26 protein-coding genes are annotated in these 24,637 nt (G+C 68.2%); 7 read left to right on the top strand and 19 right to left on the bottom strand.

The window, feature by feature from the left end; genetic code table 11:
- Positions 1 to 37 precede the first annotated feature (37 nt).
- A complete protein-coding gene (locus NX1_RS20245) occupies positions 38 to 400 on the top strand; it encodes a helix-turn-helix domain-containing protein (protein ID WP_068061682.1) in 363 nt (120 codons plus the stop codon).
- A 9-nt stretch (positions 401 to 409) separates the two neighbouring features.
- Here the strand turns inward: NX1_RS20245 and NX1_RS20240 are convergent, their stop codons facing one another.
- Both NX1_RS20240 and NX1_RS20235 read right to left on the bottom strand, forming a co-directional pair.
- Positions 410 to 1,003 carry a ClpP family protease gene (locus NX1_RS20240; RefSeq protein ID WP_068061679.1) on the bottom strand — a complete coding sequence of 198 codons (594 nt, stop codon included), beginning with the start codon at positions 1,001 to 1,003 and terminating at the stop codon, positions 410 to 412.
- A gap of 151 nt (positions 1,004 to 1,154) precedes the next feature.
- A complete protein-coding gene (locus NX1_RS20235) occupies positions 1,155 to 1,760 on the bottom strand; it encodes a ClpP family protease (protein WP_068061676.1) in 606 nt (201 codons plus the stop codon).
- A 344-nt stretch (positions 1,761 to 2,104) separates the two neighbouring features.
- Between NX1_RS20235 and NX1_RS20230 the strand changes: the two genes are divergently transcribed.
- Together NX1_RS20230 and NX1_RS20225 are read left to right on the top strand one after the other, a co-directional pair.
- Entirely contained in the window at positions 2,105 to 3,424 is a 1,320-nt protein-coding gene (locus NX1_RS20230) for a lipase family protein (RefSeq protein WP_169812255.1), read from the top strand.
- A 413-nt stretch (positions 3,425 to 3,837) separates the two neighbouring features.
- Positions 3,838 to 5,049 carry an alkane 1-monooxygenase gene (locus NX1_RS20225; protein WP_084501594.1) on the top strand — a complete coding sequence of 404 codons (1,212 nt, stop codon included), beginning with the start codon at positions 3,838 to 3,840 and terminating at the stop codon, positions 5,047 to 5,049.
- Positions 5,050 to 5,929: 880 nt separating this feature from the next.
- Here the strand turns inward: NX1_RS20225 and NX1_RS20215 are convergent.
- Positions 5,930 to 6,157 carry a hypothetical protein gene (locus NX1_RS20215; protein WP_157119889.1) on the bottom strand — a complete coding sequence of 76 codons (228 nt, stop codon included), beginning with the start codon at positions 6,155 to 6,157 and terminating at the stop codon, positions 5,930 to 5,932.
- Positions 6,158 to 6,334: 177 nt separating this feature from the next.
- On the opposite strand from NX1_RS20215, the gene NX1_RS20210 reads away from it, so the two are divergent.
- A complete protein-coding gene (locus tag NX1_RS20210) occupies positions 6,335 to 6,901 on the top strand; it encodes a DUF6968 family protein (protein WP_068061666.1) in 567 nt (188 codons plus the stop codon).
- Positions 6,902 to 6,955: 54 nt separating this feature from the next.
- Here the strand turns inward: NX1_RS20210 and NX1_RS20205 are convergent, their stop codons facing one another.
- Positions 6,956 to 7,231, bottom strand: coding sequence for a winged helix DNA-binding protein (locus NX1_RS20205; RefSeq protein ID WP_068061663.1), 276 nt, complete (start codon positions 7,229 to 7,231; stop codon positions 6,956 to 6,958).
- Between the two features lie 13 nt (positions 7,232 to 7,244).
- Between NX1_RS20205 and NX1_RS20200 the strand changes: the two genes are divergently transcribed.
- Positions 7,245 to 7,598 carry a hypothetical protein gene (locus tag NX1_RS20200; RefSeq protein WP_157119887.1) on the top strand — a complete coding sequence of 118 codons (354 nt, stop codon included), beginning with the start codon at positions 7,245 to 7,247 and terminating at the stop codon, positions 7,596 to 7,598.
- Between the two features lie 19 nt (positions 7,599 to 7,617).
- Here the strand turns inward: NX1_RS20200 and NX1_RS37465 are convergent, their stop codons facing one another.
- From NX1_RS37465 to NX1_RS20160, 9 genes are all read right to left on the bottom strand, one after another.
- The gene (locus NX1_RS37465) at positions 7,618 to 7,980 is read right to left on the bottom strand and encodes an antibiotic biosynthesis monooxygenase family protein (protein ID WP_218024154.1); all 363 of its coding nucleotides are present in this window, start codon (positions 7,978 to 7,980) and stop codon (positions 7,618 to 7,620) included.
- Positions 7,956 to 8,249, bottom strand: a complete 294-nt coding sequence (locus NX1_RS37460; RefSeq protein ID WP_218024153.1) for an antibiotic biosynthesis monooxygenase family protein — start codon at positions 8,247 to 8,249, stop codon at positions 7,956 to 7,958. Before NX1_RS37460 ends, NX1_RS37465 begins: the two co-directional genes overlap by 25 nt.
- 136 nt (positions 8,250 to 8,385) lie before the next feature.
- Positions 8,386 to 9,363 (bottom strand): glycine betaine ABC transporter substrate-binding protein, encoded by a 978-nt coding sequence (locus NX1_RS20190; protein ID WP_068061658.1) that lies wholly within the window; start codon positions 9,361 to 9,363, stop codon positions 8,386 to 8,388.
- Positions 9,363 to 10,133: an ABC transporter permease gene (locus tag NX1_RS20185; RefSeq protein ID WP_068061655.1), complete on the bottom strand. Its 771-nt coding sequence runs from the start codon at positions 10,131 to 10,133 to the stop codon at positions 9,363 to 9,365. Before NX1_RS20185 ends, NX1_RS20190 begins: the two co-directional genes overlap by 1 nt.
- On the bottom strand, positions 10,130 to 11,302 hold the full coding sequence (locus tag NX1_RS20180; RefSeq protein ID WP_068061651.1) for an ABC transporter ATP-binding protein: 1,173 nt from the start codon (positions 11,300 to 11,302) through the stop codon (positions 10,130 to 10,132). The genes NX1_RS20185 and NX1_RS20180 overlap by 4 nt, the downstream gene beginning before the upstream one ends.
- The gene (locus NX1_RS20175; RefSeq protein WP_068061648.1) at positions 11,295 to 11,945 is read right to left on the bottom strand and encodes an ABC transporter permease; all 651 of its coding nucleotides are present in this window, start codon (positions 11,943 to 11,945) and stop codon (positions 11,295 to 11,297) included. Before NX1_RS20175 ends, NX1_RS20180 begins: the two co-directional genes overlap by 8 nt.
- Positions 11,946 to 12,078: 133 nt before the next feature.
- A complete protein-coding gene (locus tag NX1_RS20170; RefSeq protein WP_169812254.1) occupies positions 12,079 to 13,185 on the bottom strand; it encodes an alpha/beta hydrolase in 1,107 nt (368 codons plus the stop codon).
- A 160-nt stretch (positions 13,186 to 13,345) separates the two neighbouring features.
- Entirely contained in the window at positions 13,346 to 14,308 is a 963-nt protein-coding gene (locus NX1_RS20165; RefSeq protein ID WP_068061640.1) for an alpha/beta hydrolase, read from the bottom strand.
- Positions 14,309 to 14,610: 302 nt separating this feature from the next.
- Positions 14,611 to 15,123: a GNAT family N-acetyltransferase gene (locus NX1_RS20160; RefSeq protein WP_068061637.1), complete on the bottom strand. Its 513-nt coding sequence runs from the start codon at positions 15,121 to 15,123 to the stop codon at positions 14,611 to 14,613.
- A gap of 195 nt (positions 15,124 to 15,318) precedes the next feature.
- Between NX1_RS20160 and NX1_RS20155 the strand changes: the two genes are divergently transcribed.
- Together NX1_RS20155 and NX1_RS20150 are read left to right on the top strand one after the other, a co-directional pair.
- Positions 15,319 to 15,540: a heavy-metal-associated domain-containing protein gene (locus NX1_RS20155; RefSeq protein WP_068061634.1), complete on the top strand. Its 222-nt coding sequence runs from the start codon at positions 15,319 to 15,321 to the stop codon at positions 15,538 to 15,540.
- Positions 15,541 to 15,852: 312 nt separating this feature from the next.
- Complete coding sequence (locus tag NX1_RS20150; protein ID WP_157119885.1) at positions 15,853 to 16,944, top strand: hypothetical protein; 1,092 nt, start codon at positions 15,853 to 15,855, stop codon at positions 16,942 to 16,944.
- Here NX1_RS20150 and NX1_RS20145 read toward each other — a convergent pair.
- The 6 genes from NX1_RS20145 to NX1_RS20120 are packed head-to-tail and all read right to left on the bottom strand — an operon-like array spanning position 16,941 to position 24,595.
- Positions 16,941 to 18,419, bottom strand: coding sequence for an NCS1 family nucleobase:cation symporter-1 (locus tag NX1_RS20145; RefSeq protein ID WP_068061628.1), 1,479 nt, complete (start codon positions 18,417 to 18,419; stop codon positions 16,941 to 16,943). The two genes, NX1_RS20150 and NX1_RS20145, sit on opposite strands and share 4 nt — an antisense overlap.
- A gap of 27 nt (positions 18,420 to 18,446) precedes the next feature.
- Positions 18,447 to 19,955, bottom strand: a complete 1,509-nt coding sequence (locus NX1_RS20140) for a CoA-acylating methylmalonate-semialdehyde dehydrogenase (protein WP_068061625.1) — start codon at positions 19,953 to 19,955, stop codon at positions 18,447 to 18,449.
- Positions 19,952 to 21,280, bottom strand: coding sequence for an aspartate aminotransferase family protein (locus NX1_RS20135; protein ID WP_068061623.1), 1,329 nt, complete (start codon positions 21,278 to 21,280; stop codon positions 19,952 to 19,954). Before NX1_RS20135 ends, NX1_RS20140 begins: the two co-directional genes overlap by 4 nt.
- Complete coding sequence (locus NX1_RS20130) at positions 21,277 to 22,302, bottom strand: TIGR03842 family LLM class F420-dependent oxidoreductase (protein ID WP_068061620.1); 1,026 nt, start codon at positions 22,300 to 22,302, stop codon at positions 21,277 to 21,279. Before NX1_RS20130 ends, NX1_RS20135 begins: the two co-directional genes overlap by 4 nt.
- A gap of 9 nt (positions 22,303 to 22,311) precedes the next feature.
- Positions 22,312 to 23,733, bottom strand: a complete 1,422-nt coding sequence (gene hydA / locus NX1_RS20125; RefSeq protein ID WP_068061616.1) for a dihydropyrimidinase — start codon at positions 23,731 to 23,733, stop codon at positions 22,312 to 22,314.
- A gap of 13 nt (positions 23,734 to 23,746) precedes the next feature.
- On the bottom strand, positions 23,747 to 24,595 hold the full coding sequence (locus NX1_RS20120) for a nitrilase-related carbon-nitrogen hydrolase (protein WP_068061613.1): 849 nt from the start codon (positions 24,593 to 24,595) through the stop codon (positions 23,747 to 23,749).
- Between the last annotated feature and the right edge of the window lie 42 nt (positions 24,596 to 24,637).

Raw genomic sequence — 24,637 nt, 5'->3', positions numbered from 1 at the left:
AGTCGCGCACCGCGGGGCGAAACGTACGCTTCGTTTCATGACCGAGCATCCGAGACTGCACTCGATCCCCGGTGGCCGCGACGACCGCCCCAGGCGTCCCGAGCCCGCTCCGGAACCGTTGTGGCGTGAGGTGCTCGGCGAGCGCTTGCGCTCACTGCGAAGAGAACAGCGCGAGACGCTGGTGGAAACCGCCGGACGCGCGGGTATCTCGCCGCAGTACCTGTCGGAGGTGGAGCGTGGGCGCAAGGAGCCGTCCAGCGAGATGATCGCGGCGTTGGCGGGCGCGCTCGGCACCACACTCGGCGGGCTGACCGAGCAGGTCGCCGAGGAACTGCGCGCCCGCCGCGCCCCGGTGCGACGCTCGCAGGCCGTGCCGACCATGCTGCTCCGCGCGGCCTGAGCCGGTCGTTCAGCCCCGCGGCTCGAGCACGGTGTCGACGAGCCCGTAGTCGATCGCGGCCTGCGCGGTGAAGACCCGGTCCCGGTCGGTGTCGTGGCGCAGCCGCTCCACCGTCTGCCCGGTATGCCTGGACAGGATCGCCTCGATCTCCGCGCGCATCCGGACCAGCTCGTCGGCCTGCAGGATGAGATCGGGAATCGCCCCCTGCCCGCGCGCGGCCGGCTGGTGCAGCACCACCCTGGCGTGCGGGAGCATCGCGCGGCGACCAGGCGCGCCGCCCGCGAGCAGCACCGCGCCCACGGCGATGGCCTGCCCGACGCAAGTGGTGTGCACGGGCGCGCCGATGTGCTGGATGGTGTCGTAGATCGCGAGCATCGAGGTCAGGTCGCCGCCTTCGCAATTGATGTAGAACTGGATCTCCTGCTCCGGGCTCTCCGATTCCAGGTGCAGCAGCTGGGCGATCAGCGCGTTGGCGACGCCGGAGTCGATCGGCGTGCCCAGGTAGACGATGCGCTCCGCGAGCAGGTGCGAGTAGATGTCGGTGATGCGCTCGCCGCCGCGCGGATGCTGGGCGATGACATTGGGGATGGTGTAGGTGCTCATGCCTTCGCCTCGCTGGCGCTCGGCTGCGGCACGCGCGCGGCGCGCTGGCACATGATTCGCTCACTTCGTTCGCTCATGCCTTCGCCTCGCTGGCGCTCGGCTGCGGCACGCGCGCGGCGCGCTGGCACATTGATTCGCTCACTTCGTTCGCTCATGCCGAGATCCCGATTCGCTGGCGTTGGGGAACGACCTGTCCGAAGTCGTCCACTATGTGATCGATGAAGCCGTATTCCTTGGCCTGTGCCGCGGTGAACCAGCGGTCGTGCAGGGAGTCCTCGTAGATGCGGTCGAAGGGCTGGCCAGTGTCGGCGGCGATGAGGCCGAGCACCGTTTCCACGGTGTGGCGCAGGTCGTCGGCCTGAACTTCCACGTCGACGGCCGTGCCGCCGATTCCCGCCGAGCCCTGGTGCATCAGGATCCTGGCGTGCGGCAGGGCGTAGCGCTTGCCCGGGCTGCCCGAGGACAGCAGGAATTGACCCGCGCTGCACGCCAATCCGAGCGCCAGTGTGGACACTTCGCAGGGCACGAGCCGCATGACGTCGCGGATCGCGAGCATCGCGGGAACCGAGCCGCCTGGCGAGTGGATCCACAGCGAGATGCCCGCATCGCCGTTCTCGGCGGCGAGCGTCAGCAACTGTGTGGCAAGCAGGGTGCCGTTGTCGTCGTCGAGCGGTCCGTCGAGCACCAGGATGCGGCGGCCGAGCAGTTGCTCTCTGGCGCGCCAGCTGAACAGGGGAGTCTTGTCGTCGTGAGCCATGCTCTCACCGTGCCTCAGGGCAGCGGTGGAATCGGCCCTTCGCTGCCCTCGGCAGATCTGCTCACAGCAGCGCGCGACCTCGCGCATCCGGCGCCTCGACGATCGGTGGACGGGCCGCGCGTTTATGGCCGCGGAACAAGGGAACTCGGGCGGCGCGACGAAACAGTCGGTCGCGCCGGACTCGTCGAAAATGTGACACGGATATCGGCGTTTCGAACTGCTTTTCGACAGTCGAGTGGAATTACGATATTTGGTTTTCGCTGTCCATCGGCCGCGATACCGATAATCTCGGTATCCGATTCTAGATGTCGTGGCTCTTCCCCATCTCGAAGGAAGGACGGAACGTGAGGAGTCGAATACTCAGCTGGGCCGCAGTTTTGACCGGAACCCTCACCTTTGTCGGCGGCGGGGCGATTACCGCACCGCACGCGTGGACGGACCCGGTGGTGCAAGCCGATGCCACCGATTTCTACATTCCGCCCGCTCCGCTCCCGGGTGGAGCCCCGGGCAACATCCTTCGCGCCGAGCCGACGCAGGTGGCGCTGTCGGCTCCCGGACAGCCAGGAGTCATTCCGGCGCGCGCGACGCGCCTGATGTACCTCAGCACCGACGCACAGGACGCGATGACCGCTGTCGTGGGAACGTATTTGGATCCCATCGTGCCGTGGACCGGTCCGGGTGAGCGGCCGTTGATCGCGTACGCGGGCGGCACGAAAGGCCAGGGCGATCAGTGCGCGCCCTCGAAGCTGCTCTCGCAGATCGTCCAGTTCGAGCCGCCCGCCGATGTGATCTTCGAATACGACCTGGTCGCGATCTTCACGCTGCTGGCGCGCGGCATGGCGGTGATGGTGACCGACTACCACGGCCTCGGCACGCCCGCGATGCACGACTACCTCAACCGCAAGGCGCAGGCCCACTCGGTGCTCGACTCCGCGCGCGCCGTGCTGCAGTTGCCCGGCAACGGGCTCGCGCCGAGCGCCCCGGTCATCCTCTACGGATACTCGCAGGGCGGCATGGCCTCCGGTGGCGCCGCCGAACTCCACCCGAGCTACGCTCCCGACTTGAACGTCCGAGGCGCCTACGTCGGCGGACCGGTGGTGGACGACCAGTACTTCATCGGATACAACGACGGCCGAGCCGATATCGCTCCCACCTACGCCTGGATTCTCAACGGGATGGCGGCGAACTACCCGAGCGTCGGCCCGGTGCTCGACGCCGAGCTCAACGACACCGGCAAGGCGATCCTGAACGAATCGGCGGGCAAGTGCGCGGTGCCGATGGGGATGGCGCAGCAGTACCAGCACACATCCCAGTGGACCGCGAGCGGACTTCCGCTCGCCGCCGTGATCGATCAGTCCCCGACGCTGAAAGCGGTGTTCGACGAGCAGCGTCTCGGGGGACTCACCCCGGATATGCCCGTGCTCATCTCCTCGGCGCAGAACGACGAGGGCGCGCCCTTCGCGCCGATTCACGGTGTGGCGTCGAGCTGGTGCAGTCGTGGCGTGCCGGTTCAGCTGGACTCGAACGCCGAAATTCCCAGCATGTCCGGCCTGGTCGGCACGCACGTGATGGCGTTCTTCCCAGCGCTGGCGGCTTCGCAGCAGTGGGTGACGGACCGGCTGGCCGGTGCTCCCGCCCCGTCCAACTGCGGGGGGCTGCCGTGATCGCGGATCCGCGGCGCGGTGGTTCGTCGCTGTGATGCGGTAATCGCCTATCGCATGGTGCCCGGCGGCGGGTCGGTCTCTCGGCCGACCCGCGCCGACGGCGCATCTCCGGTCGCGGAGTTCGCGTGACCGGGTCTTGGGTAATGGGACGAATCCGGCCCACTACCGAGTGTCAGTACTCGATGGTGTCAATCGACGAGAACCCATCTGCCGCACCGAACTCCTCGAGAAGTCCGGGTCGACCGATGCGGGGTGGGCGAGTTGGCCCGTGAAGCCGCCCGGTCAGGGAACTATTTTCGCGGAACCCTGGATTGCCGGGAGCAAACGGTTATTCTGGAGCGGCAACTCAGCGCACCGTTTTCGGCGGCCACACTTGACGACAGGTGGTGTTCTGTTGGATCAGCGGGACGGCTATGACGGTCTTCAAAAATACGCAAGCGCGTGACCCCAAGCGGTACCTCTGGATTTTCGGTCTGATTGCCCCGGGTTGCGCCCTCCTCCCCTCACAACTGGTGGCCCATACTGGGCTGGAACTGTTTTGGTGGATCGGTCCGATCATCGTGTTCGTGGTCATCCCCCTGCTCGACTGGGCGGTGGGTGACGACGGAAGCAATCCACGCGACGAGGACTACGAGGTACTGTCCAACGATCGTTATTATCGTTGGTGCACTTACCTTTTCCTGCCGATGCAGTTCGTCGGTCTGCTGATCGCAGGTTATCTGTGGTCCAGAACCGAATTGAGCCTCGTGGACAAGCTCGGGCTCGCGGTGACGCTCGGTGTCGTGTCCGGCATCGGCATCAATGCCGCGCACGAGCTCGGCCATCGCGTCGAGCACATGGAGCGATGGTTCGCGAAAGTAGCTCTGGCGCAGTCGGGCTACGGGCACTTCTTCGTCGAGCACAACCGCGGCCACCACGTGCGAGTCGCCACGCCGGAGGATCCGGCGAGCGCGCGATTCGGCGAGTCGCTGTGGGAGTTCTTGCCGCGCAGCATGGTCGGCGGGTTCCGCTCGGCTCTCGCGCTGGAGCAAGAACGCCTGAGCCGCAGGGGAAAGGGCTTCTTCAGCCTGGAAAACCACCTGCTGCAGGCGTGGTCGATGAGCATCGCGCTGTTCGGCACGATGATCGTCGTCTTCGGGCCTCTGGTGATTCCGTTCCTGGCGCTGCAAGCGCTGATCGGCGCCGGGCTGCTGGAGACGGTGAACTACGTCGAGCACTACGGCCTGCTGCGCCGGCGCCGCTCCAACGGCAACTACGTGCGTTGCACGCCGCGTGACAGCTGGAACAGCGACCGCCTGGTTACCAACATCTTCCTGTTCCACCTGCAGCGGCACAGCGACCATCACGCGAACCCCGGCCGCCGGTACCAGACCTTGCGCAGCTCGATGCAGGCGCCGCAGCTGCCCGCGGGGTACGCAACCATGGTCGTGCTGGCCGCCGTGCCACCGCTGTGGCGCGCGGTCATGGACCACCGGGTGATGGACCACTACGGCGGCGACCTCACGCTCGTCAACCGGAAGCTCCGCGCCAAACGCAACCCGTTCTCGAACGCCGGGCCGATGCCACCACCGGCCGACCGAACGCCGGCGCGAACGCCGGAGGGAGCCGGTGAGGGATCGCATTGAACACCGCCTCGCCGGGCGGCGGGCGCGACACCGAAGCTCGGGTCGCCTCGCCGCCCTGGTCCCCGAACCAGGCGATGCCGCGATCGAGGGTTCCGGCCGCGACCTGATCGGCCGGCTGGGTCGGATCCGGGCGACGCCGGTGCACGACACCAGGAAGCGTGTCGCGATCGTTCAGCTCTGGTCACCGAAGAACGCGTGAACGGGAAGGTTTCGTCCTGCCCGACCGCGCCGGGATCGGGACCAGCGATTCACTGCGGCCCTATTACGCCAACGGGTTCACCTCGGTCGCCCTCGGCTCGTCGCGCCGACCGGGCTCTGGCCGCGTTCCGCCCTCGGCCAGAACGTGACTGACCGCACGATGTATGGACCTCCGATCGGGTGCACCACCTCATCGACTGGATCGCTCGCGGCGGGCTGAAGAGGGCCTCCGCAAATTGTGTGTCGACCACTCGCGACTCCGCCCACGCCCTGTGCTCGAAGCGCTCGGCATGACCGCGCTTCCGTGTCCGGCGAACTGAACTCACCCGCTGCCGCACGACCTCGACGGGAAGTCTGTTGTCCGCCGACGTGTCGGATCCAGTGCCGACAAGGGGTGCGGTCTACGCGATCACTGACTGTCACGAGCGGATCTCCCGAGGGATCGGCATAGCGCTGTTTCGGGCTCGATTCGGCTTGCTGTGGTTGCTTTCTCGTGGCAACTTCAGTCAGTTCGTGCCTGGTGAGCCCGTGTACGAGAGGTCGACCTACCTGTGCTGAGCAGAAACTCCCTGACCGCACCGAGCCGAGCCGACGGGAAGTGCTCGAGACCACCACGCGACTGCCGTCAATTCCTCTCGCTACCAAGGGTAGTCGCATGGTGGTCGGGTGTTGGGGGCGAAAATCAGAGCAGGCGAAGGGAACTGGTCGGCCGGCGTGTAAGCCGGCCGATGGAGGGCACCAGCGCGATCATGCCGAAGCACACCGCGGCAAAGGAGCCGATGGCTGCCGATAGCGACCCGGTCAGGACCGCTACCCCGCACCCCAGCGCGACCGCGATGAGGCCGCTGAGTCCAGCGGTTCCGCGCTCGATGCCGACGATCTGTGCAGGTCGATCGTTCATCGGAGTCATGCCGGTGGTGTTACCCGTCGCGCGCGTGATCAAAACGTGACTGCCGCATCCTCGTTCGGCGTCGAAGCGGCGGTCGCCGTTAGGCGCGCCCGCGGGTGGGTATCGCGTGGACACGTCGCTACGGCGCGGAAGGCGAGACCGGTCCGGCGGATCGGCCGGAAGGTGGGAGGTGTACCGGTGATCGATCGCCTGGGTGAGGTGATTGCGAAACGGATGGTCGCGGACGGGAATCGGTCGGTCCTCATCGAAGTCGGCAGACCGCGGCCCGCGGCGGGCGCCGGTGGTGACGTGTGCGGCTTCCGCATCGAGGGGTGGGGCGAGTCGAGGGCGACCGGGGTGGACGCGCTGGCGGCGTTGTATCGCGCGCTGGTGGAAATCGGTACGCAGCTGACTCGGGCGAACGAGGCGGGCGCGCAGTTCGCCGTCGCCGGACCCGCCGAGCTCGGCTTCCCCGCACCGCCGGCCCGCGGCGACGTCGACCATGATCCCGGAATCGAGTACGCGCTGGGCGATCTGCTCGCGATCCGCACGGTGAGCGCCGCCGACGGCCCGCACACCATCACGATCGGCCGCCCGGTTTGCTCGTCCGACAGCCAGTTCTACGTGTGCCCCTTCCGTATCGACGGCAGCCGCCACGCCGTAGCCTCCGGTCTCGACGAAATCCAGGCGTTGCTCACCGCGATCCGCATGATCGGCGCCTGGCTCGAACTCCCCGGCGACTGGCCGATCAGCCGACTGACCTAGGTGTACTGACCATGGACGTTGGGCTTTTCAGCGGACGAGCTGGCCGGGCGCGCTTCACGACGCAGGACGTGGCGGCGGTGCGACATCACGCTCCTCCGGATCGGCATGGACTCCGGCAAGGTCGCGGAGCACCGCGAGAGCGGCCGCATGCCCGTCGGGATGCAGGGCGGAGAACAGTATCCGTTGCACCTCATCGGCTTTCCCGAGCAGTTCGGCGTACTCGCGACGGCCGGTGCGCGTCAACGTGATCCGCTGTTCGCTCTTGTCCGACGGGTTGACGGTGCGTCTGACGAGATTCTTCCTTTCGAGCGCGCTCGCGGACTGCGCCATCGTCGAGGTGTCCGTGCGGATTCGGACCCGGCTCGCCGACGAACTGTGCCGGTCACCCGGCGATATCCAGGCCGCGCTGCGCCGGTACGAGACCGGGCATCGGCCGATGGTCGACGCCAAGCAGCAGAGCTTCCGCTTCGCCCGCGCAATGTTGCTTCCTGCGACCCGATCCGGAATCGCGGTGCGCAACACCGCCCCCCGGCTCGCCCTGGCGCTCGCCGGGTCGATCACGCGCCGCCTAGCCGAGGGCGAGCTGATCGCCGCGCGCACCGAGAGCGAAGATGCGTTGGCCGATGCCGATGTCGACCAACGTCAAATGTCCATGGCGCGGCGGGAGTACGCGCCGGTGCTGGCCGAAAGCGCTTGATTTACAGGGTTGTCGGCGCTCAGAACGCGGCGGCGACCCGGAAGAGCGCGGGGTTGGCGATGGCGAACTCGGGAGAGTCGGACAGGCGTTGCTGGAAGCTGGGATCGTCGGCCGCCGCGCGCCACGCTTCGGCGCTGTCCCAGTGCGCGATATCGACCAGCTGAAAGCGAGTGTCCGCGTCCACCGCGCGGTGCAGCCGGTTGTCCCGGAAGCCGGGCGCCTTGCTGATCAGCTCCGCGTGGCCGAGCCAATGCGGCAGGTATTCCTCGATCCGCTCGACGGGCAGCTCGAAGGCGTTGACGAAGGTGATTCCCGGCCCGTCCCCCGAATCGTTTCCCGCCGCGTGGAATTCGGCCGCTACCCGATACCAGCCGCCTCGCACGGTGGCATAGTTCGTCGCGGTGGCCGCACCGACGCGGTGAAGCCGGGATTCGCCAGCGCCTCGTCCCTGGCTTCGATGCTGTCCCAGTGCGCCACGTTGACCAGGCCGAGCCGGGCCTCCGGGTCCAGTCTGCGGTGCATCCGCGCGTCCCGGAAACCGGGGGCGGTGCGGATCAGGGCGACGCGCTCCCGCCAGCGCGCCACGGACTCGTCGATCCGGTCCTCGGGCAGCTCCCACACATCTATCAAAGTGATTCCGTCATCAGTCACCGCACCATCATCAAACCTCAACCGCACTACAGGTCAAGATCATCCGCGCCACCCTGCCGGTAATCCTCGCACACCTACCGCACGCGTCGCAGCGGTCACGCCCTGTGCGCGGCGTGCGAAAAGCCTGCGAACACGGCTATTCCGCGGTGACGAAGCCCCTGGTGACGAGCCAGTCACGGGCGACCTCGGCGGGCTCGCGTCCGTCCACGTCGACCTGGCGGTTCAGATCGGTGATCACCTCGTTGGTGAGCAGCGCGGAGATCGGAGCCATGATCTCGGCGATCCGCGGGTGCGCGTCGTGAAAGTCGGCGCGCAGCACCAATGCCGCGTTGTACTTCGGGAAGAACGCCAGATCGTCTTGCAGCAGAACGAGATTCAGTGCCGGTATACGTCCGTCGGTGGCGGCGACCGAGCCGAAGCGGCACTGGCGGGCGTCGGCGGTGGCCTGGTAGACGAGGGGATCCTGCATGATCTGCTTGCGCACCTTGCCGACGTCGATACCGTATTTGCGGGCCAGGCCAGGGTAGCCGTCCTGGCGAACATTGAATTCGGTGCCGACGCAGGTGGCCGCGGCGGCCGGGTCGGTGGCGACGAGCCTGGCGTAGTCCGACAGCGTCCGTACGCCGGTCTCCTCGGCGGTGCGGCTGCTGGTCACCAGGGCGTAGGTGTTGTTCATCGGCGCCATCGCCGTCCACACCATGCCGTGCGCGGCGCGGTCGGCGTCGCGCACCGCCTCGAACTGTCCGAGCTCGCTCGGCACCGGGGTTTCGTTGCCGAGGTAATTGATCCAGCCGGTGCCGGTGTAGTCGTAGGCGACGTCGATCTGGCCGTGCAGCTGCGCGTCGCGCAGGCTGTTGGAGCCCTGGATGTTGGTCAGGTCCCGCACGTTCGCACCGGCCGCGGTCATCGCGAATTCGACGAGGTAGCCCAGGATGTTCTGTTCGGTGAAGTCCTTGGAGCCCACCGTGATCGTGACGCCGTCGAGTTCGGGTGAGGGCTGGATGCTGCCCGGCCCGACGCGCAGCGGCACCGCGCCGCCCGACTCCAGACCGCAGCCGCTCAGCATCAGCAGCAGCGCCGCCGCGACCAGCGCCCGCAGCCGTCCGCCGCGCATCACGTCAACCCCCTCGGTCCGAGGAAGCGTTCGGCCAGCGCGCCGAGCCAATCGACGAGCAGCGCCAACGCCACCGCCAGCACGGCGCCGACGACCAGGGTGACGTTGTCGCGCAGCTTGTATCCGGTGTCGATGAGAATTCCCAGCCCGCCCGCGCTCACCAGGAACGAGAGCGTCACGGTGCCGACGGCCAGCACCAGCGAGGTCCGCAGACCAGCGAGGATGTAGGGGACCGCGAGCGGAAACTCGATGCGCCGCAACACCGTCGCCGCCGACATTCCCTGGCCGCGGCCCGCGTCGACCAGCGTCCGATCCACCTGTTGATACCCCAGGATCGTGTTGCGCAGCACCGGAAGCAGTGTGTAGAAGGCGATCGGCGCGACGCCGATCCAGAAACCGGTCGTCCGGGTCGCCAGATAGCACAGCACGATCAACCCGATGGCGGGCGCGGCCGCGCCGACATTGGCGATACCGACGAAAACCGGTGCGAGACGGCGATATCCGGGCCTGGTGAGCAGGGTGCCCAGCGGCACCGCCACCGCGACGACGATCAGCACCACCGTCGCGGTGAGCACAACGTGCTGCCAGGTGACGGTGGCGATGTTGCTCGCGTTGATGCTCGCGCGCTGGGTGGCTGTGAGATCGCGCCGGAACGCCCACACCAGGACGCCGACCGTCAGCGCCAGGACCAGCGCGGGCTGGACGAGCAACCGCAGCCGCTCGGCTCGGCGCGCGGCGACCGGTGCGGACGCGGCGACGGCGGCGGTCACGATGTCGCCTCGGCGGGCCGCTCGCCGCCGTGGCGAGCCCGCATGGCCGACAGGTGCCCGACCAGCGTGTCGATCGTGATCAGGCCCGCGTATTCACCGCGCGCGTCGGTGACCACCGCGGTCGCGGTCTGCTCGGCGAGCAGGGCCTCCAGCGCGTCCTGCAGCGTCGATCGCAGCGACAGCGCCTGACCGATCGGGCTGCCGATATCGCGCAGCGTCTCCGCGTTCGTCAGTTGCTCGGCCGACACCCAGCGCAGCGGCCGTCGCCGTGCGTCGAGGATCAGCGCCCACGGCCATTCCCGGCCCGCCAGCGCAGCGCGCAAGGTCTCCGCCGGTTCGTCTTGCCTCGCGCTCGGGCAGTCGCCTAGGTCCACGTCGCCGACCCTGGTCAGCGTCAGCTGCTTGAGCGAGGCGTCGGCGCCGACGAACCCGGCCACGGTGTCGTCGGCGGGATCGGCGAGGATCGCGGCCGGGGTGTCGTACTGGAGGATCTTGGACCGGTCGCCGAGCACGGCGATCCGGTCGCCGAGTTTCACCGCCTCGGCGAAATCGTGGGTGACGAAGACGATGGTCTTGCCGAGTTCCGCCTGCAATCGCAGCAATTCGTCCTGCAACAGCCCACGGGTGATCGGGTCGACCGCGCCGAACGGTTCGTCCATCAGCAGCACGGGCGGGTCGGCGGCCAGTGCGCGCGCCACCCCCACGCGCTGCTGCTGTCCGCCGGAGAGCTGACGCGGGTAGCGGCCGCGGAAGGTGTCCGGGTCGAGACCGACGAGGTCGAGCATCGCGTCGACGCGCGCGGCGATGCGCGCGCGGTCCCAGCCGAGCAACCCGGGCACGGTCGCGATGTTCTTGGCCACCGTCATGTGCGGGAAGAGGCCGGCCTGCTGGATCGAGTAGCCGATGCCGCGGCGCAGCTGATCGGGATTCATCGCGGCGGCGTCGCGGCCGCCGATGGTGATGGCGCCCGAGGTCGGTTCGATCAGCCGGTTGATCATGCGCATGGTCGTGGTCTTGCCGCAGCCCGATGGGCCGACGAGGACGACGATCTCGCCGGCCGGTATGGTCAGCGACACCTCGTCCACGGCCGGATCGTGTTGTCCCGGATACCGTTTGGTTACGGCGTCGAGCACGATCTCTACGCCGGACACGGTCTCGGTGTCAGTCACGAATCCCCTTCGATGTGGTCAGTCGCCCCACGAGGACGAACAGGCCGTCCAGCAGCAGGGCGAGCACGATGATCAGCACCGTGCCCGTCAATGCCTGCGGCACGGCGTTGGGGCTGCCGAGCCGGGACAGCCCGGAGAAGATCAGATTGCCGAGGCCAGGGCCCTTGGCGTAGGCGGCGAGCGCCAGTATGCCCATGATCATCTGGGTGCTGACCCGCATACCGGTCAGGATCGATGGCCAGGCCAGCGGCAGCTCGACCGCGGCGAGCACTCGCATCCGGTTCATCCCGACACCGCGGGCGGCGTCCACCACCGACGGATCCACCGCGGCCAGCCCGACGATGGTGTTGCGCAGGATCGGCAGCAGCGCGTAGAGCACGAGCGCCGTGACGGTCGGCCCGACGCCGAGCCCGAGGATCGGGATCAGCAGACCGAGCAGCGCGAACGAGGGCACCGTCAGGATCGCGCTCGCCGCGGCCGTCGCCGCCGCCGAACCGAACGGGCTGCGGTAGACGAGCACGCCGAGCGCCACCGCGATGAGCGCGGCGACCAGCAGCGACTGGATCACCGCCGAGACATGCAAATACGAGTCGACGAGCAGCTGGTGCCGTCGGTTGACGACGAACGTCCACAGTGTGTCCAGGGCCGAACCTCCCGTACCACGGTGTGCCGGAGTCTATCTCGCACCCTGACGTGCCGCAGCGTGTTGGGGACGAAACCTTTTGCCGTGGACGCGAACTGCGTGCCGACGCCAGAAGCTCGGTTGCCTGCCGGGCTCAGGATGTGGCGATCTGGCTCCGCCCGCTGTCCGGCTCCGAGTCGGCGGGGGAGCCGGGAGCCGCGGCCAGCGCGTCGGCGAGCATCGCGGCGATCTCTCCGACCGCGGGGTCGAAGGCGAGCGCGTTGTTGACGAAGCCGTGCATGTAGCCGGCGAATCGCCGCGCCGCCACGGGCACGCCGTCGGCGCGCAGGCGGGCCGCGTAGGCCTCGCCCTCGTCGCGCAGCGGGTCGAAGCCCGCGGTGATCACGACGGCGCGGGGGAGCCCGGCGGTGGTCTCGGCGTAGAGCGGTGACACATCCGGCCGGGTGCGATCGAGATCGGGCGGCAGGAAGCAGCGGTCGAAGAAGTCGATGTCGGTGCGGGTGAGTGCGAATCCCTCGGCGAACGTCGTGCGGGACTCGGCTTTTCCGGTCAGGTCAGTCGGCGGATAGATCAGCAGCTGGAGCAGGGGAGCGGGTCCGCCGTCGCGGCGGGTCCGCTGGCACAGCACCGCGGCCAGATGACCGCCCGCGCTGTCGCCTCCCACCGCGACGCGTTCGGCCCCGACACCGAATTCGCCTGCGCGCGCGACGATGTCGCGGAACGCGGCGACGGCGTCATCGACGGCCGCAGGATAGGGATGCTCGGGTGCGAGCCGGTAGTCGACCGCGACCATCCGAATCCGCGCGGTGTGCGCGATGGTCCGGCAGAGCGCGTCGTGCGTGTCGAGATCGCCGATGACCCAGCCGCCGCCGTGGAAGTAGACGAGCAACGCGTCGGTCGCACCGGGGTCGTACAGCCGGGCCCGCAGCGAACCGGCGGCGCCCGCGACCGTGATGTCCTCGACGCGCACGGGTGCGCGCCGACCCGCGCCGATCGCAGCCATTCGCCGCGCCTGGCGTCGCAGCCGCATCGGCTCCGGCGCCTGTCTCGGCAACGCCTTGGTGATGCGCAGGAGCAAGTGGGCGTCGAGGTCGAGTTCGTTGCCGTCGCGGTGCACCGCGGGACCGGCGAGCGCGCGTTTGGCGCGCGGCGGCAATCGGAGCAAGCCGCGGACTGCCGCCGCGGCCGTCCGCGTGCCCGCGGGCACCTCGGGCATTGGGATGGTGGGATCGACCGGCACGGGAACACCTCTCTTGTGCGGTTCTGACTCGCGGCACGTCATGACGTGCCGCGACGGATCGGCCCCGGGGCGGGTCGAGTACCGACATCATCGATGCTGCCACCGGGGTCGCGGCATGCGGGCGATCGGGCGAGCGTCGCCCTCGCGCACACATCGACTGTCATCGTGTGTGCTCCGTGACGAACTCGGTGATGGCGTCGTGCATCTGGCTCAGGCCCGGCTCTTCGAGCGGGTAGTGCCCGGCGTTGCCGAGCATGACGGTGGTGACAGGCACCTTCGTGATCGCGCCGGTCACCGGCTGGCTGAGTTCGAGTGGCGTCCAGTGATCTTCCGCCGGTTGCGTGTGCAGGACAGGGCAGATGTCGAAGGCCGCTGGTTCGACTTCGGGGGTGTAGGAACCGAATTCGCTGAAGAACTTCGCCGAGACCCAGCTGCCCGCCGAGGTCTTGTCGCGCAGGAAGACTTTCAACGCGTCCGGGTTGTTGCACAGTGCGCTCATCTTCGAAGCCAGCGACATCGGGTAGCGCACGCCGCGCAGTGGAGTGCGGGCGACCAGGTTGAACACGGCGGTACCGAAGGTGGCGTGGAACGTGTCGTGGGAGACCGCGCGCCAGACGTTCTTGTCGCGCGGGTCGAGGAAGGTCGTGCCGACGATGCCGCGCAAAGTGCCGCGCGGTGCGCGCGCCGCGACGTGGTAGGTCAGCATGCCGCCCGCGCTGAGGCCGTAGAGCACGATCGGCCGGTCGTCGCGGGTGCTTTCGTAGGCGAGGAAGTCGGTGGTGAGCTGGATCCAGTCGCGGTAGCCGAAGGCGGCGCCGTCGGCGACCCGGGTCAGTCCGTAGCCGAGGTTGTCCAGGGCGACGGTCTCGAAGCCGCGCTGGGCCAGCGTCGCCCCGGCGACCATGCTCATCTGCCTGCCGTTGGTGCCGACCCCGTGGTGCAGCACGATCTTGGCGGGAGCGTCGGGCAGGGGATACCGGTCCAGGTGCACGTGGTGACCGCGCCAGTCCCAGTACTCCTCGGCGGGCGCGGTGTCGCCGGTCAGCCGCAGTCGCTCGGGCATGAACCGCTGCAGGTCCCGCCACGCCTGCTGGTCGCGATACCACCGCGGACGCACGCTCATGGCTGACTCCTCGCTCGCTCCAGCTATGCTCCGGTTAACCATCGAGGTGGAGTGTATTCCAGCGGGAAGCGTCGGACGCGTCGGCCGATCGGGGGTTCGCGCGGGGAGGCCGAATCGGTCGCGGCTACTGGGGGCTCCTGACGAGCCGGGGGACTCGAACGGGATCATCGGACGCGAGTTGTCCGAGGCTGGGCAAATGGGGGTGCCGGGTACGACGAGTCGGCTCGCTCGAGCGCGGCCGTCTGCCCCCGGCGAATCGCGTCGGTGCGCAGGTCGACGGTCCGCCGTCGCTCGGAGGCGAGCTAGGAGCGATCGAAAGCCTCAGGCTCCCAGGTGTATTCGTACTCCGGCAGTTCGAAGCCCGCGTCGAAACGCCCCATCCGCGCGTCGGTGCGCCGCCCGCCGCGCCGCTCGTAGAAGGCGATGGCCGCGACATTGTCGCGCAGCACCTCGAGATACACCGGACGGCCAGGGAATTCGGTCGCCGCCCAGGTGAGACCACGCTCGAACAGGCGGCTGCCGATCCCGCGCCCGAGGCTGCCCGGCCGGGTGTGCAGATTGTCCAGGAGCACCCGTCCGTCATCCGTTGGCAGCAGGTAGGCGAAGCCGAGCAATGTCGTGGCATCCTCGGCAACGAACAGTCCGGGCGTGACCGCGTCGGTCAGGCGTCGCCGCCACAGCGTCGACCGGTCCGCGTCGAGCGGCCCGGCGAGGTAATCGTCCGGCATGATGCCCGCGTACGCCGTGCGCCAGCTCGCGGTGTGCAGCGCCGCGATCGCGTGCGCGTCCGCCGCGCTGCCGGTCCGAATCAGCATGGCGCCAGCATCATCGACGGTGCGTGGTTTGTCACCTCGATTTCCCACTCATCCCGCGCACGGTCGCCGCCCACTGCGCGATGGCGGGCGCGTGCCCACACGCAGACGGCGAACGGGCGCGTTGCTCAGAATACTCTAGGGGGGTAGGGTAATAGCGAGCGGCGGATGTGCCGCCGCATGGAACGAGGAGAAGACATGAGCACCGCGGCATCCACGACCACTACCTTCGCCGTCACCGGGATGACATGCGGCTGCTGCGTCGGCAAGGTGCGCGACAAGGTCGGCTCGATCCCCGGCGTCACGGAAGTGAGCGTCGATCTCGAGGGCGGCACGGTGACCGTCGAAGGCGGCGGCCCGGTCGAGCGCGAGACGGTGGCGGCCGCGGTCGAGCGGGCGGGTTTCCGGCTCGCCGACTGATCGGGCTCGGTCGATCCCGAGTCCGCGATCCGGCTCGAAAAGCATTCGCCGGAACGGGATTCGCGCAAAGGGATGGTTCGCTTCCGGCCGCGGGTGCTCGAACGGCGAGCCCAGCGGTCGGTCGCGAACACCAGCCCGGCGCGCATCGGATCGGGAAGCCCGCGCACTCCTCGATACGGACGGCCGAGCCGACAACGGGATACCCTACGAGCCCAGAGATCGACGGTCGGATGAGGAGATACCGATGGCGGGGGAATTTCGCCGGGCGGCGGCGACCGCACTGGCGCTGATCACCATGGCGACGGTCGCCGGGTGCGGCGAAACCGATGCGGGACAGCGCAGAACAACTACGGCGGCGCCACGGCCGCCACGAGCAGCTCGGCGTCGCAGCAGCCCGCGCCGGTTCCGTCCACGATCGACCAGGCGGCGCTCGCGCCGGGCACCCGAGAGCTGATGACGAAGGTGCGCGCCACCGATGCGTGCGCCATGCACGACCCCGCGCTCGCGGCACGCGTCGGCGCGTTCCAGCGATTCGACCGTGACGGCAGCTGGACTCGCTGCCGCATGTTCGTCGCCGATGCCGGGGACCCCGCCGGCTTCTTCCGGTTCGACCTCGATCTGGTCGACGATTTCCTGGCTGCCGACCGCGGCTCGCTCTACAAGCCCGATCAGCTCGCTGGCCGGACCGTTTTCATGCGCTTCGACAACGATCATCCAGGCGCCTGGTCGTGCTCGATGCGAATCGCGCACGGCGACACCGGATTCGCCGCGACTCTGAAGGTGTCGCGGCTGGCTCCGCCGAAGAACAGCCCGATCCCGTGGGATCAGGCCTGCACCTTCACGCGCGAGTACCTGACCGCGATCCTCGGCAACCTCGTCACCTTGCCGCCGCGTCCGATCGGCATAGAGGACGGTCGCTCGCTGATCCAGAAGGATCCGTGCCCCGCCGAGGGGCCGCTCACCGCGGCGTTCCCGGAATGGAAGGTGAAGTCCACCGGCCTGGTCAACGCCTACGAGTGCAAGCTCACGCTGCGCCGTGACGACGCCTACGGGAAGGTGGAGGTCTCGGTGCGCTTGCAAGCCAACGCCGAACAGGTGCCCTCCGAAGGCGAGACCCGGTTGCCCGCGGGACTCGACGGTGGACAGCTCGTCGTCACCGGCCGCTACCAGGCTCGCGCCGGTCTGACCGGCACCGAGACCAGGACGGTCCACAGCGCCGATCCTGGTGTGACGGTCGGCTGCTCCGCGGCGCTGGTGTACCGCCCATCGAACCCGTCTATCCCGAATTCCGCGCAGCTGATCACCATCGGCGTCGACATCGATCGCACGGGTGCCGCACCGCGGCCCGACGCCTGCCAGGCGCTCGACCGGCTCGCGGGCGACATCGTCACCGCGCTCGGCTAACCAGTCGCGGATCGGGAAGCGCTCTCAGTCCTCGATACGGACGGCCGAGCCAACTCGAACGCGTACATGAGCAGCGCTCCCAGCGCCGCGCCGACCGGCCAGGACAGCGCCGTCACCTCCCTGGAGTCGGGCGCGAGCGCGACGATCACCGCGACCGTGCCCGAAAGCGCCAGCGCTGTCAGCGCTTTCGGGTTGAATCCGCGGGAGAACCAGTAGCGCCCCTCCGGTGTGTCGGCGTACAGGTCGGCGACCGCGGTGCGCTGACGTCGCGTCAGGTAGTAGTCGACGATCAGGATGCCGAACACCGGACCCATCAGCGCGCCGACGCCGCCGAGGAAGTAGATGATGAAATCCTGGTTCTGCCAGAGCTTCCACGGCATCACCAGGATGGACAGCACGGCGGTGATGATGCCGCCGGTGCGGAACGAGATGTATCGCGGTGCGGCATTGGAGAAGTCGTAGGACGGGGACACGAAGTTGAGGACCACGTTGATGCCGACGGTCGCCGTCGCGAAGAGCACCGCCGCGACGATCACCACCGCATCGCTGTCGATGTCGGCGACCAACTCCACCGGGTCGCTGAGCACCTTCCCATAGACCTTCAGCGTGGCGAGCGAGATGACGATCGACAGGATCACGAACGCCGTCTCGTTGAACGGGATGCCCCACGCGTTCCCGCGCAACACCGCACGCTTGCTCGGCGCGAAGCGCGCGAAGTCGGCGTAGTTGACGAGTGGACCCGCCATGAACGACACCATGAGAAAAGCGACGCCGACGAACGCCGCGACGGTGGCGCCGCCCGAGAGCGGCGCACCGGCCCGCGCGTCGAAGTCGATGCTCCACTCGGCCTTGCCCAGAATCCAGATCGCCAGCGCGATCATGCCGAGCCAGACGGCGGGCCCGGCGAAATCCGAGGCCTTGCGCACGACTTCCATGCCGTAGTTGATGATCGCCAGCTGCACGGTCCACAACACGAGGAACGCGATCCAGCCCAAGGCCGACAGGCCGAGGAAGCTGGATTCGGTCCAGGACGCCAAGCCCGGCGACACGCGCAGCAGCAACACCATCAGCGCGGTGGAGGCCAGGTAGGTCTGAATGCCGTACCAGAACACCGCGACGATGGCCCGCAGCAGCGCCGGAACGTTGGCGCCGAAGACGCCGAACGCCGCGCGGGCGAAGACCGGGAACGGCACCCCGACCTTCTGGCCCGCGACGCCGACCAGATTGCTGCCGAGCCACAGCACCAGCACGCCGGTGAACAGGGCGAGCATGGTCTGCCACCCGGTCATGCCGAGCGCGAGCATGCCGACCGCGAAGCCGTAGCTGGCGATGCTGTGCGCCGAGGTCATCCACAGACAGAAGATGTCCCAGGTACGCCAGGTCGCGGTCTCCTTGGTTGTCGGCGCCAAATCGTCGTTGACCAGCGTGGAACTGCCCGGCGCGCCGTCGAGCGGCCGTACCCGAGTTTCGGTCATCTGATGTCCTTCGTGCATCGGTGCGAGTTATCTGTTGCGCGGAAAACCGAGGTCTATACCGCCGTGGCTGGGATCGAGCCAGCGCGAGGTGATCGCCTTCTCCCTGGTGAAGAACGCGAAACCGTTGGGGCCGTAGGCTTTCGCGTCGCCGAACAGCGACGCCTTCCAGCCGCCGAAACTGTGGTAAGCCACCGGGACCGGGATCGGCACGTTCACGCCGATCATGCCGACGTGCACCTGCCGCTGGAAGCGCCGCGCCGCGCCGCCGTCGTTGGTGAAGATCGCGGTGCCGTTGCCGTAGGGGGAGGCGTTGACGATCTCGACGGCGTGCTCGAAGCCCTCGACCCGCACCACCGACAGCACGGGACCGAAGATCTCGTCGCGATAGACCGCCGAGGTGATCGGCACCCGGTCGATCAGGGTGGGACCGAGCCAGAACCCGTTGGGGTCGCCGTCGACGGCGCTGTCGCGGCCGTCGACCACGAGGCGGGCCCGGTCGGCGACCGCGGTGTCGAGGTAGCCGGCCACCCGGTCCCGGTGCTCCCGGGTGATCAACGGTCCCATATCGCAGCCGCGGCGGCCGTCGCCGGTGCGCAGGCCGGTCATCCGCGCGGCGACGCGAGCCACCAGATCGTCGGCGATGGAGTCGACCGCGAGCACCACGCTCACCGCCATACAGCGTTCACCCGCCGAGCCGAAACCCGCGTTGACGGCGGCGTCCGCGGCCAGATCGAGATCGGCGTCCGGCAGCACGAGCATGTGGTTCTTGGCCCCGCCGAGCGCCTGCACCCGCTTGCCGTGCGCGGTCGCGGTCCGGTACACGTGTTCGGCGATCGGCGTCGAGCCGACGAACGAGATCGCCGCGACCTGCGGGTGGGTCAGCAACGCGTCCACCGCCTCCTTGTCGCCGTGCACGACGTTGAGCACGCCCGCGGGCAGTCCGGCGTCGGCCGCCAGCGCGGCCAGCCAGTTCGCCGCCGACGGATCCTTCTCGCTCGGCTTGAGCACCACCGTGTTCCCGGCGGCGATCGCGATCGGGAAGAACCAGAGCGGCACCATGGCCGGGAAGTTGAACGGGCTGACGATGCCGACGACGCCGACCGGTTCGCGCACCGAGTACACGTCGATCCCGGTGGAGGCGTTCTGGCTGAACTCGCCCTTGAGCAGGTGCGGCATGGACAGCGCGAACTCGACGACCTCGAGCCCCCGGGCGATCTCGCCCGCAGCGTCGGCGAGCACCTTGCCGTGCTCGGCGGTGAGGATGCTCGCCAGTTCGTCCTTGCGCGCGTTGAGCAGTTCCCGGAAGTCCAGCAGGAACCGGTGCCTGGTGGCGACGGAGGAATCCGCCCAGGCGGGCAATGCCGCCGCCGCGGCGGCGACGGCCACGCCGACGTCCTCGCCGGTCGCCATCCGGACGCTGCGCTGCGCGATGCCCAGCGCGGGATCGAAAACCGGTGCGGTGCGGGTGGATTCGCCGGTCCACGGCTTGCCGTCGACCCAGTGGTCGACGATGTCGGTGGTCGCGGGATTCGTCATCGGATCTCCTCGGCGGGCAGGGCGGTCAATACGTCACGCAGGATGGCGGCGGCCTCGGCGACCTCGGTCTCGGTGACCACGCACGGTGGCGTGACATGAATACGGTTGTCGGCCAGGAACGGAAGCAGCCCGCGGGCGACCAGGTCGTTCTTGACCCTGGCCATGGTCGCGGCCGAAACGGGTTCGCGGGTGGCGCGATCGGCGACGAGTTCCAGCGCCCAGAACACGCCCTCGCCGCGCACCTCACCGATCACCGGGCACTCATCGGCCAATCGCGCCAGCGCCGGGCCGAGCACGATGCGGCCGACGCGTTCGGCGTTGGCGACGATGCCCTCGTCGGCCATCACGTCGAGTGCGGCCACGATCGACGCCGCGGCCAGCGGATGCCCGCTGTAGGTGAGTCCGCCGGGAAAGACGGTGTGGTCGAAGGTGCGGGCGATCGGCTCGGAGATGACGACGCCGCCGACGGGAACGTAGCCGGAGTTGACGCCCTTGGCGAAGGTGATCAGGTCGGGCCGCACGTCGTAGCCGTCGAACGCGAACCACCGCCCGGTGCGGCCGAATCCGCACATCACCTCGTCGAGGATCAGCACGATCCCGTACCGGTCGGCGATGGCGCGGACGCCGGCGAGATAGCCGGGCGGCGGCACCAGGATGCCCGCGGTGCCGGGCACCGTCTCCAGCAGGATCGCGGCGATACTCGACGGCCCTTCGCACTGCACGACTCGCTCCAGATGCCGCAGCGCTCGCTCGCTCTCCTCCTCGGCGCTGCTCGCCCAGAACTCGCTGCGATACAGGTAGGGGCCGAAGAAATGCACGTGGCCGCGGGCGTATTCGTTCGGAATTCGCCGCCAGTCGCCGGTCGCGACCACCGCCGCGCCCGTGTTGCCGTGGTAGGAGCGGTAGGTCGAGAGCACCTTGTCGCGGCCGGTGTGCAGCCGCGCCATCCGGATGGCGTTCTCGTTGGCGTCGGCGCCGCCGTTGGTGAAGAACACCTTCTCGAGCCCCTCCGGCGCGAGCGCGGCGATCCGCTGCGCCGCCTCGCCGCGTTGCAGATTCGCGGCGGCCGGTCCGATGGTGGTCAGGCGGGCGGCCTGATCGGCGATCGCGGCCGTGACCACCGGATGCTGATGGCCGATGTTCACGTTGACCATCTGGCTGGCGAAATCGAGGTATTCGCGGCCCGCGTGATCCCAGACCCGGCAGCCGCGGCCGCCCGCGAGCACCACCGGGTTCAGCGCGGCCTGCGCCGACCAGGAGTGGAACACGTGGTTGCGGTCGAGTTCGTAGGCGCGCGCGTCCAGATCGACGCGCACGGCGGTCATGCCGTCACCTTCGTCGCCGTGAAGGATTGCCGCAGTTGCGGAATGATGGTCTCGCCGTAGACGCGCATGGTCTCCTCTTTGTTGTCGTGTTGCAGGTAGCCCGCGAACTGATCGACGCCGAGGTCGGCGAGCCGCCGGAGTTTGGCGATGTGCTCGTCGGCGGTGCCGAGCACGCAGAACCGCTCGACGATGTCGTCGGAGACGAAGTCGGCGTGCACGTTTCCGGCGCGGCCGTGCAGGTTGTAGTCGTAACCCGCTCGGCCGTCGATGTATTCGGTGAGCGCCTGCGGCACCGCACCGTCGGCGCCGTAGCGGGCGACGATGTCGGCGACGTGGTTGCCGACCATCCCGCCGAACCAGCGGCACTGATCGCGCATGTGCTTGCGGTCGGTGCCGATGTACATCGGCGCGGCCACGCACATCCTGATCGAATCCGGGTCGCGGCCCGCCGCGGCCGCCGCCTCGCGCACGGAGGCGATCATCCACTCGGCGATGTCCAGGTCGGCCAGTTGCAGGATGTAGCCGTCGGCCACCTCGCCGGTCAACGCCAGCGCCTTCGGTCCGTAGGCCGCCACCCACACATCCAGCGTGGAACCGACGCTCCACGGGAACTGCACGGTGCCGCCGCCGTATTCGACCGGCCGCGAATTGGCCAGCTCCCGGATCACGTGAATCGACTCGCGCAGCGTCTTCAGCGTAGTGGGTTTGCCGCCGCCGACACGCACCGCCGAATCACCGCGCCCGATCCCGCAGATGGTGCGATTGCCGTAGGCCTCGTTGAGCGTGGCGAACAGCGACGCGGTGACGGTCCAGTCCCTGGTCGCCGGATTGGTCACCATGGGCCCCACCATGATTCGGTTCGTCTCGTGCAGGATCTGGCTGTACAGCACGTACGGCTCCTGCCAGAGCAGGTGCGAATCGAAGGTCCACAGGTGGCTGAACCCGTGCGCTTCGGCCAGTTTCGCCAACTGGACGGTGCGCGCCGCCGGGGGATCGCACTGTAGTACCGCTCCGAATTGCATGGCGTCTCCTCAGATCAAGTACTGACACGGATCGCGGCGCACGAACTGCCCGTCGCCCTTGCGGCCGCGATACTCGCCGTCCGCGACCACGACCTTGCCGCGGGAGAGCACGGTGTCGACGTGGCCGTCGATCTCGTAGCCCTCCCATGCCGAGTGATCCATGTTCATGTGGTGGGTCTTGCCGAGACCGATGGAGGTGTGGCCGTTCGGGTCGTACACCACGATGTCGGCGTCGGCGCCGGGCGCGAGCACGCCTTTGCGTCCGTAGAGGCCGAACATGCGGGCCGGTGTGGTCGAGGTGATCTCCACCCAGCGCTCCAAGGTGATCCGGCCGTCGACCACGCCCTGGTACATCAGGTCCATCCGGTGCTCGATCGTCCCGATTCCGTTGGGAATCTTGGAGAAATCGCCGATACCCATGTCCTTCTGTCCCTTCATGCAGAAGGGACAGTGATCGGTGGACACCATCTGGAGGTCGTTGGTTCGCAACGCCTGCCACACCTGGTCCTGATGCTCTTCCTGCCGGGAGCGCAGCGGCGTCGAGCACACCCATTTCGCGCCCTCGAAACCCGCTGCGCCGAGGTTGTCCTCCAGGGAGAGATACAGGTACTGCGGACAAGTCTCGCCGAAGACGTTGCGGCCCCGGTCGCGCGCCGCGGCCAGCTGCGCGACGGCCTGCTTCGCCGACACGTGCACCACGTACAGCGGCGCGCCGGTCAGATCGGCGAGCATGATCGCCCGGTGGGTCGCCTCCTCCTCGAGCTGCCAGGCGCGCGCGATGCCGTGGTAGTACGGATCGGTCTTGCCCTCGGCCAGCAGCTGCGCGACGAGAACGTCGATGGCGGGGCCGTTCTCGGCGTGCATCATGGTGAGCAGCCCGGTGTTCGCGCCGATCTGCATGGCGCGCAAGATCTGCGCGTCGTCGCTGTAGAAGACGCCGGGATAGGCCATGAAGAGCTTGTAGCTGGTGATGCCCTCGTCCGGTAGTCTGCGCAGCGCGGCCAGCGACTCGTCGTTCACGTCGCCGACGATCTGGTGGAACGAGTAGTCGACGGCGCACTGGCCCGACGCCATCTTGTGCCAGGTTTGCAGGGAATCCTGCACGCGCTCACCGAACTTCTGCACCGCGAAGTCGATGATCATGGTGGTGCCGCCCCACGCGGCGGCCCTCGTCCCGGTCTCGAAATCGTCGGACGCCGTGGTGCCGCCGAACGGCATGGACATGTGCGTGTGCGCGTCGATGCCGCCGGGGACGACATACTTGCCGGACGCGTCGATGACGGTGTCCACCGTCTCGGCCAGATTCGCGCCGAGCGCGGTCGTGCCGGGATACAGCAGCGCGACAATGCGTTCGCCGTCGACGAGGATATCGGCGGGCCCGCGTCCGGTCGACGAGACGACCGTTCCTCCGGTGATCAGTGTGGTGGCCATGTTTCCTCCCTGATCAGGGCGCCACGATGGCGTCGTAGGAATCCGGCCTGCGGTCGCGATAGAACTGCCAGTCGCCGCGGACTTCGCGCACCACATCCAGATCGAGGTCGCGGATCAGCAGTTCGTCGGTGTCGGCGGAGGCGCGCTCGCCGACGTAGCAGCCGCGCGGATCGACGAAATACGAACTGCCGTAGAAGGTCACGGCGTCATCGCCGAACTCCTCGGTCTCCGTGCCGATGCGGTTGTTCGCGCCGACGAAGTACTGGTTCGCGGCCGCCGCGGCGGGCTGCTCCAACTCCCAAAGCCGCTCGGACAAGCCGGGTTTGGTCGCCGAAGGATTGAAAACGAGCTCGGCCCCCGCCAATCCGTAGGCGCGCCAGCCTTCCGGGAAGTGCCGGTCGTAGCAGATGTAGACACCGACCTTGCCCACGGCGGTGTCGAACACGGGGTAGCCCAGGTTGCCCGGCCGGAAATAGAACTTCTCCCAGAAGCCCGACAGCTGCGGAATGTGGTGCTTGCGGTATTTGCCCAGGTAACTGCCGTCGGCGTCGATCACCGCGGCGGTGTTGTAGAGCACGCCGGGCTGGTCTTCCTCGTACACCGGGAGCACGATCACCATCCGGTGCTCCTTGGCCAGTTCCGCGAACCGCTCGGTCGTCGGCCCCGGTACGGATTCGGCGTACTCGTAATACTTCTTGTCCTGCACGTTGCCGAAATACGGTCCGTAGAACAGCTCTTGGAAGCAGATGACCTGCACGCCCGCCGCGGCGGCCTGCTCGACGAAACCCTCGTGCTTGGCCAGCATCGACTTCTTGTCACCGGTCCATGTCGCCTGGGTGATAGCGGCCTTGATTGTCGTCACCTGTCGATCTCCCTACCGAAGTTGGTTATGTTATCTTCGAAG

Source organism: Nocardia xishanensis NBRC 101358 (assembly GCF_001613365.1).
In the GTDB taxonomy this organism is placed as follows: Bacteria; Actinomycetota; Actinomycetes; order Mycobacteriales; family Mycobacteriaceae; genus Nocardia; species Nocardia xishanensis.
This window is presented reverse-complemented; position numbering and strand designations above follow the sequence as displayed.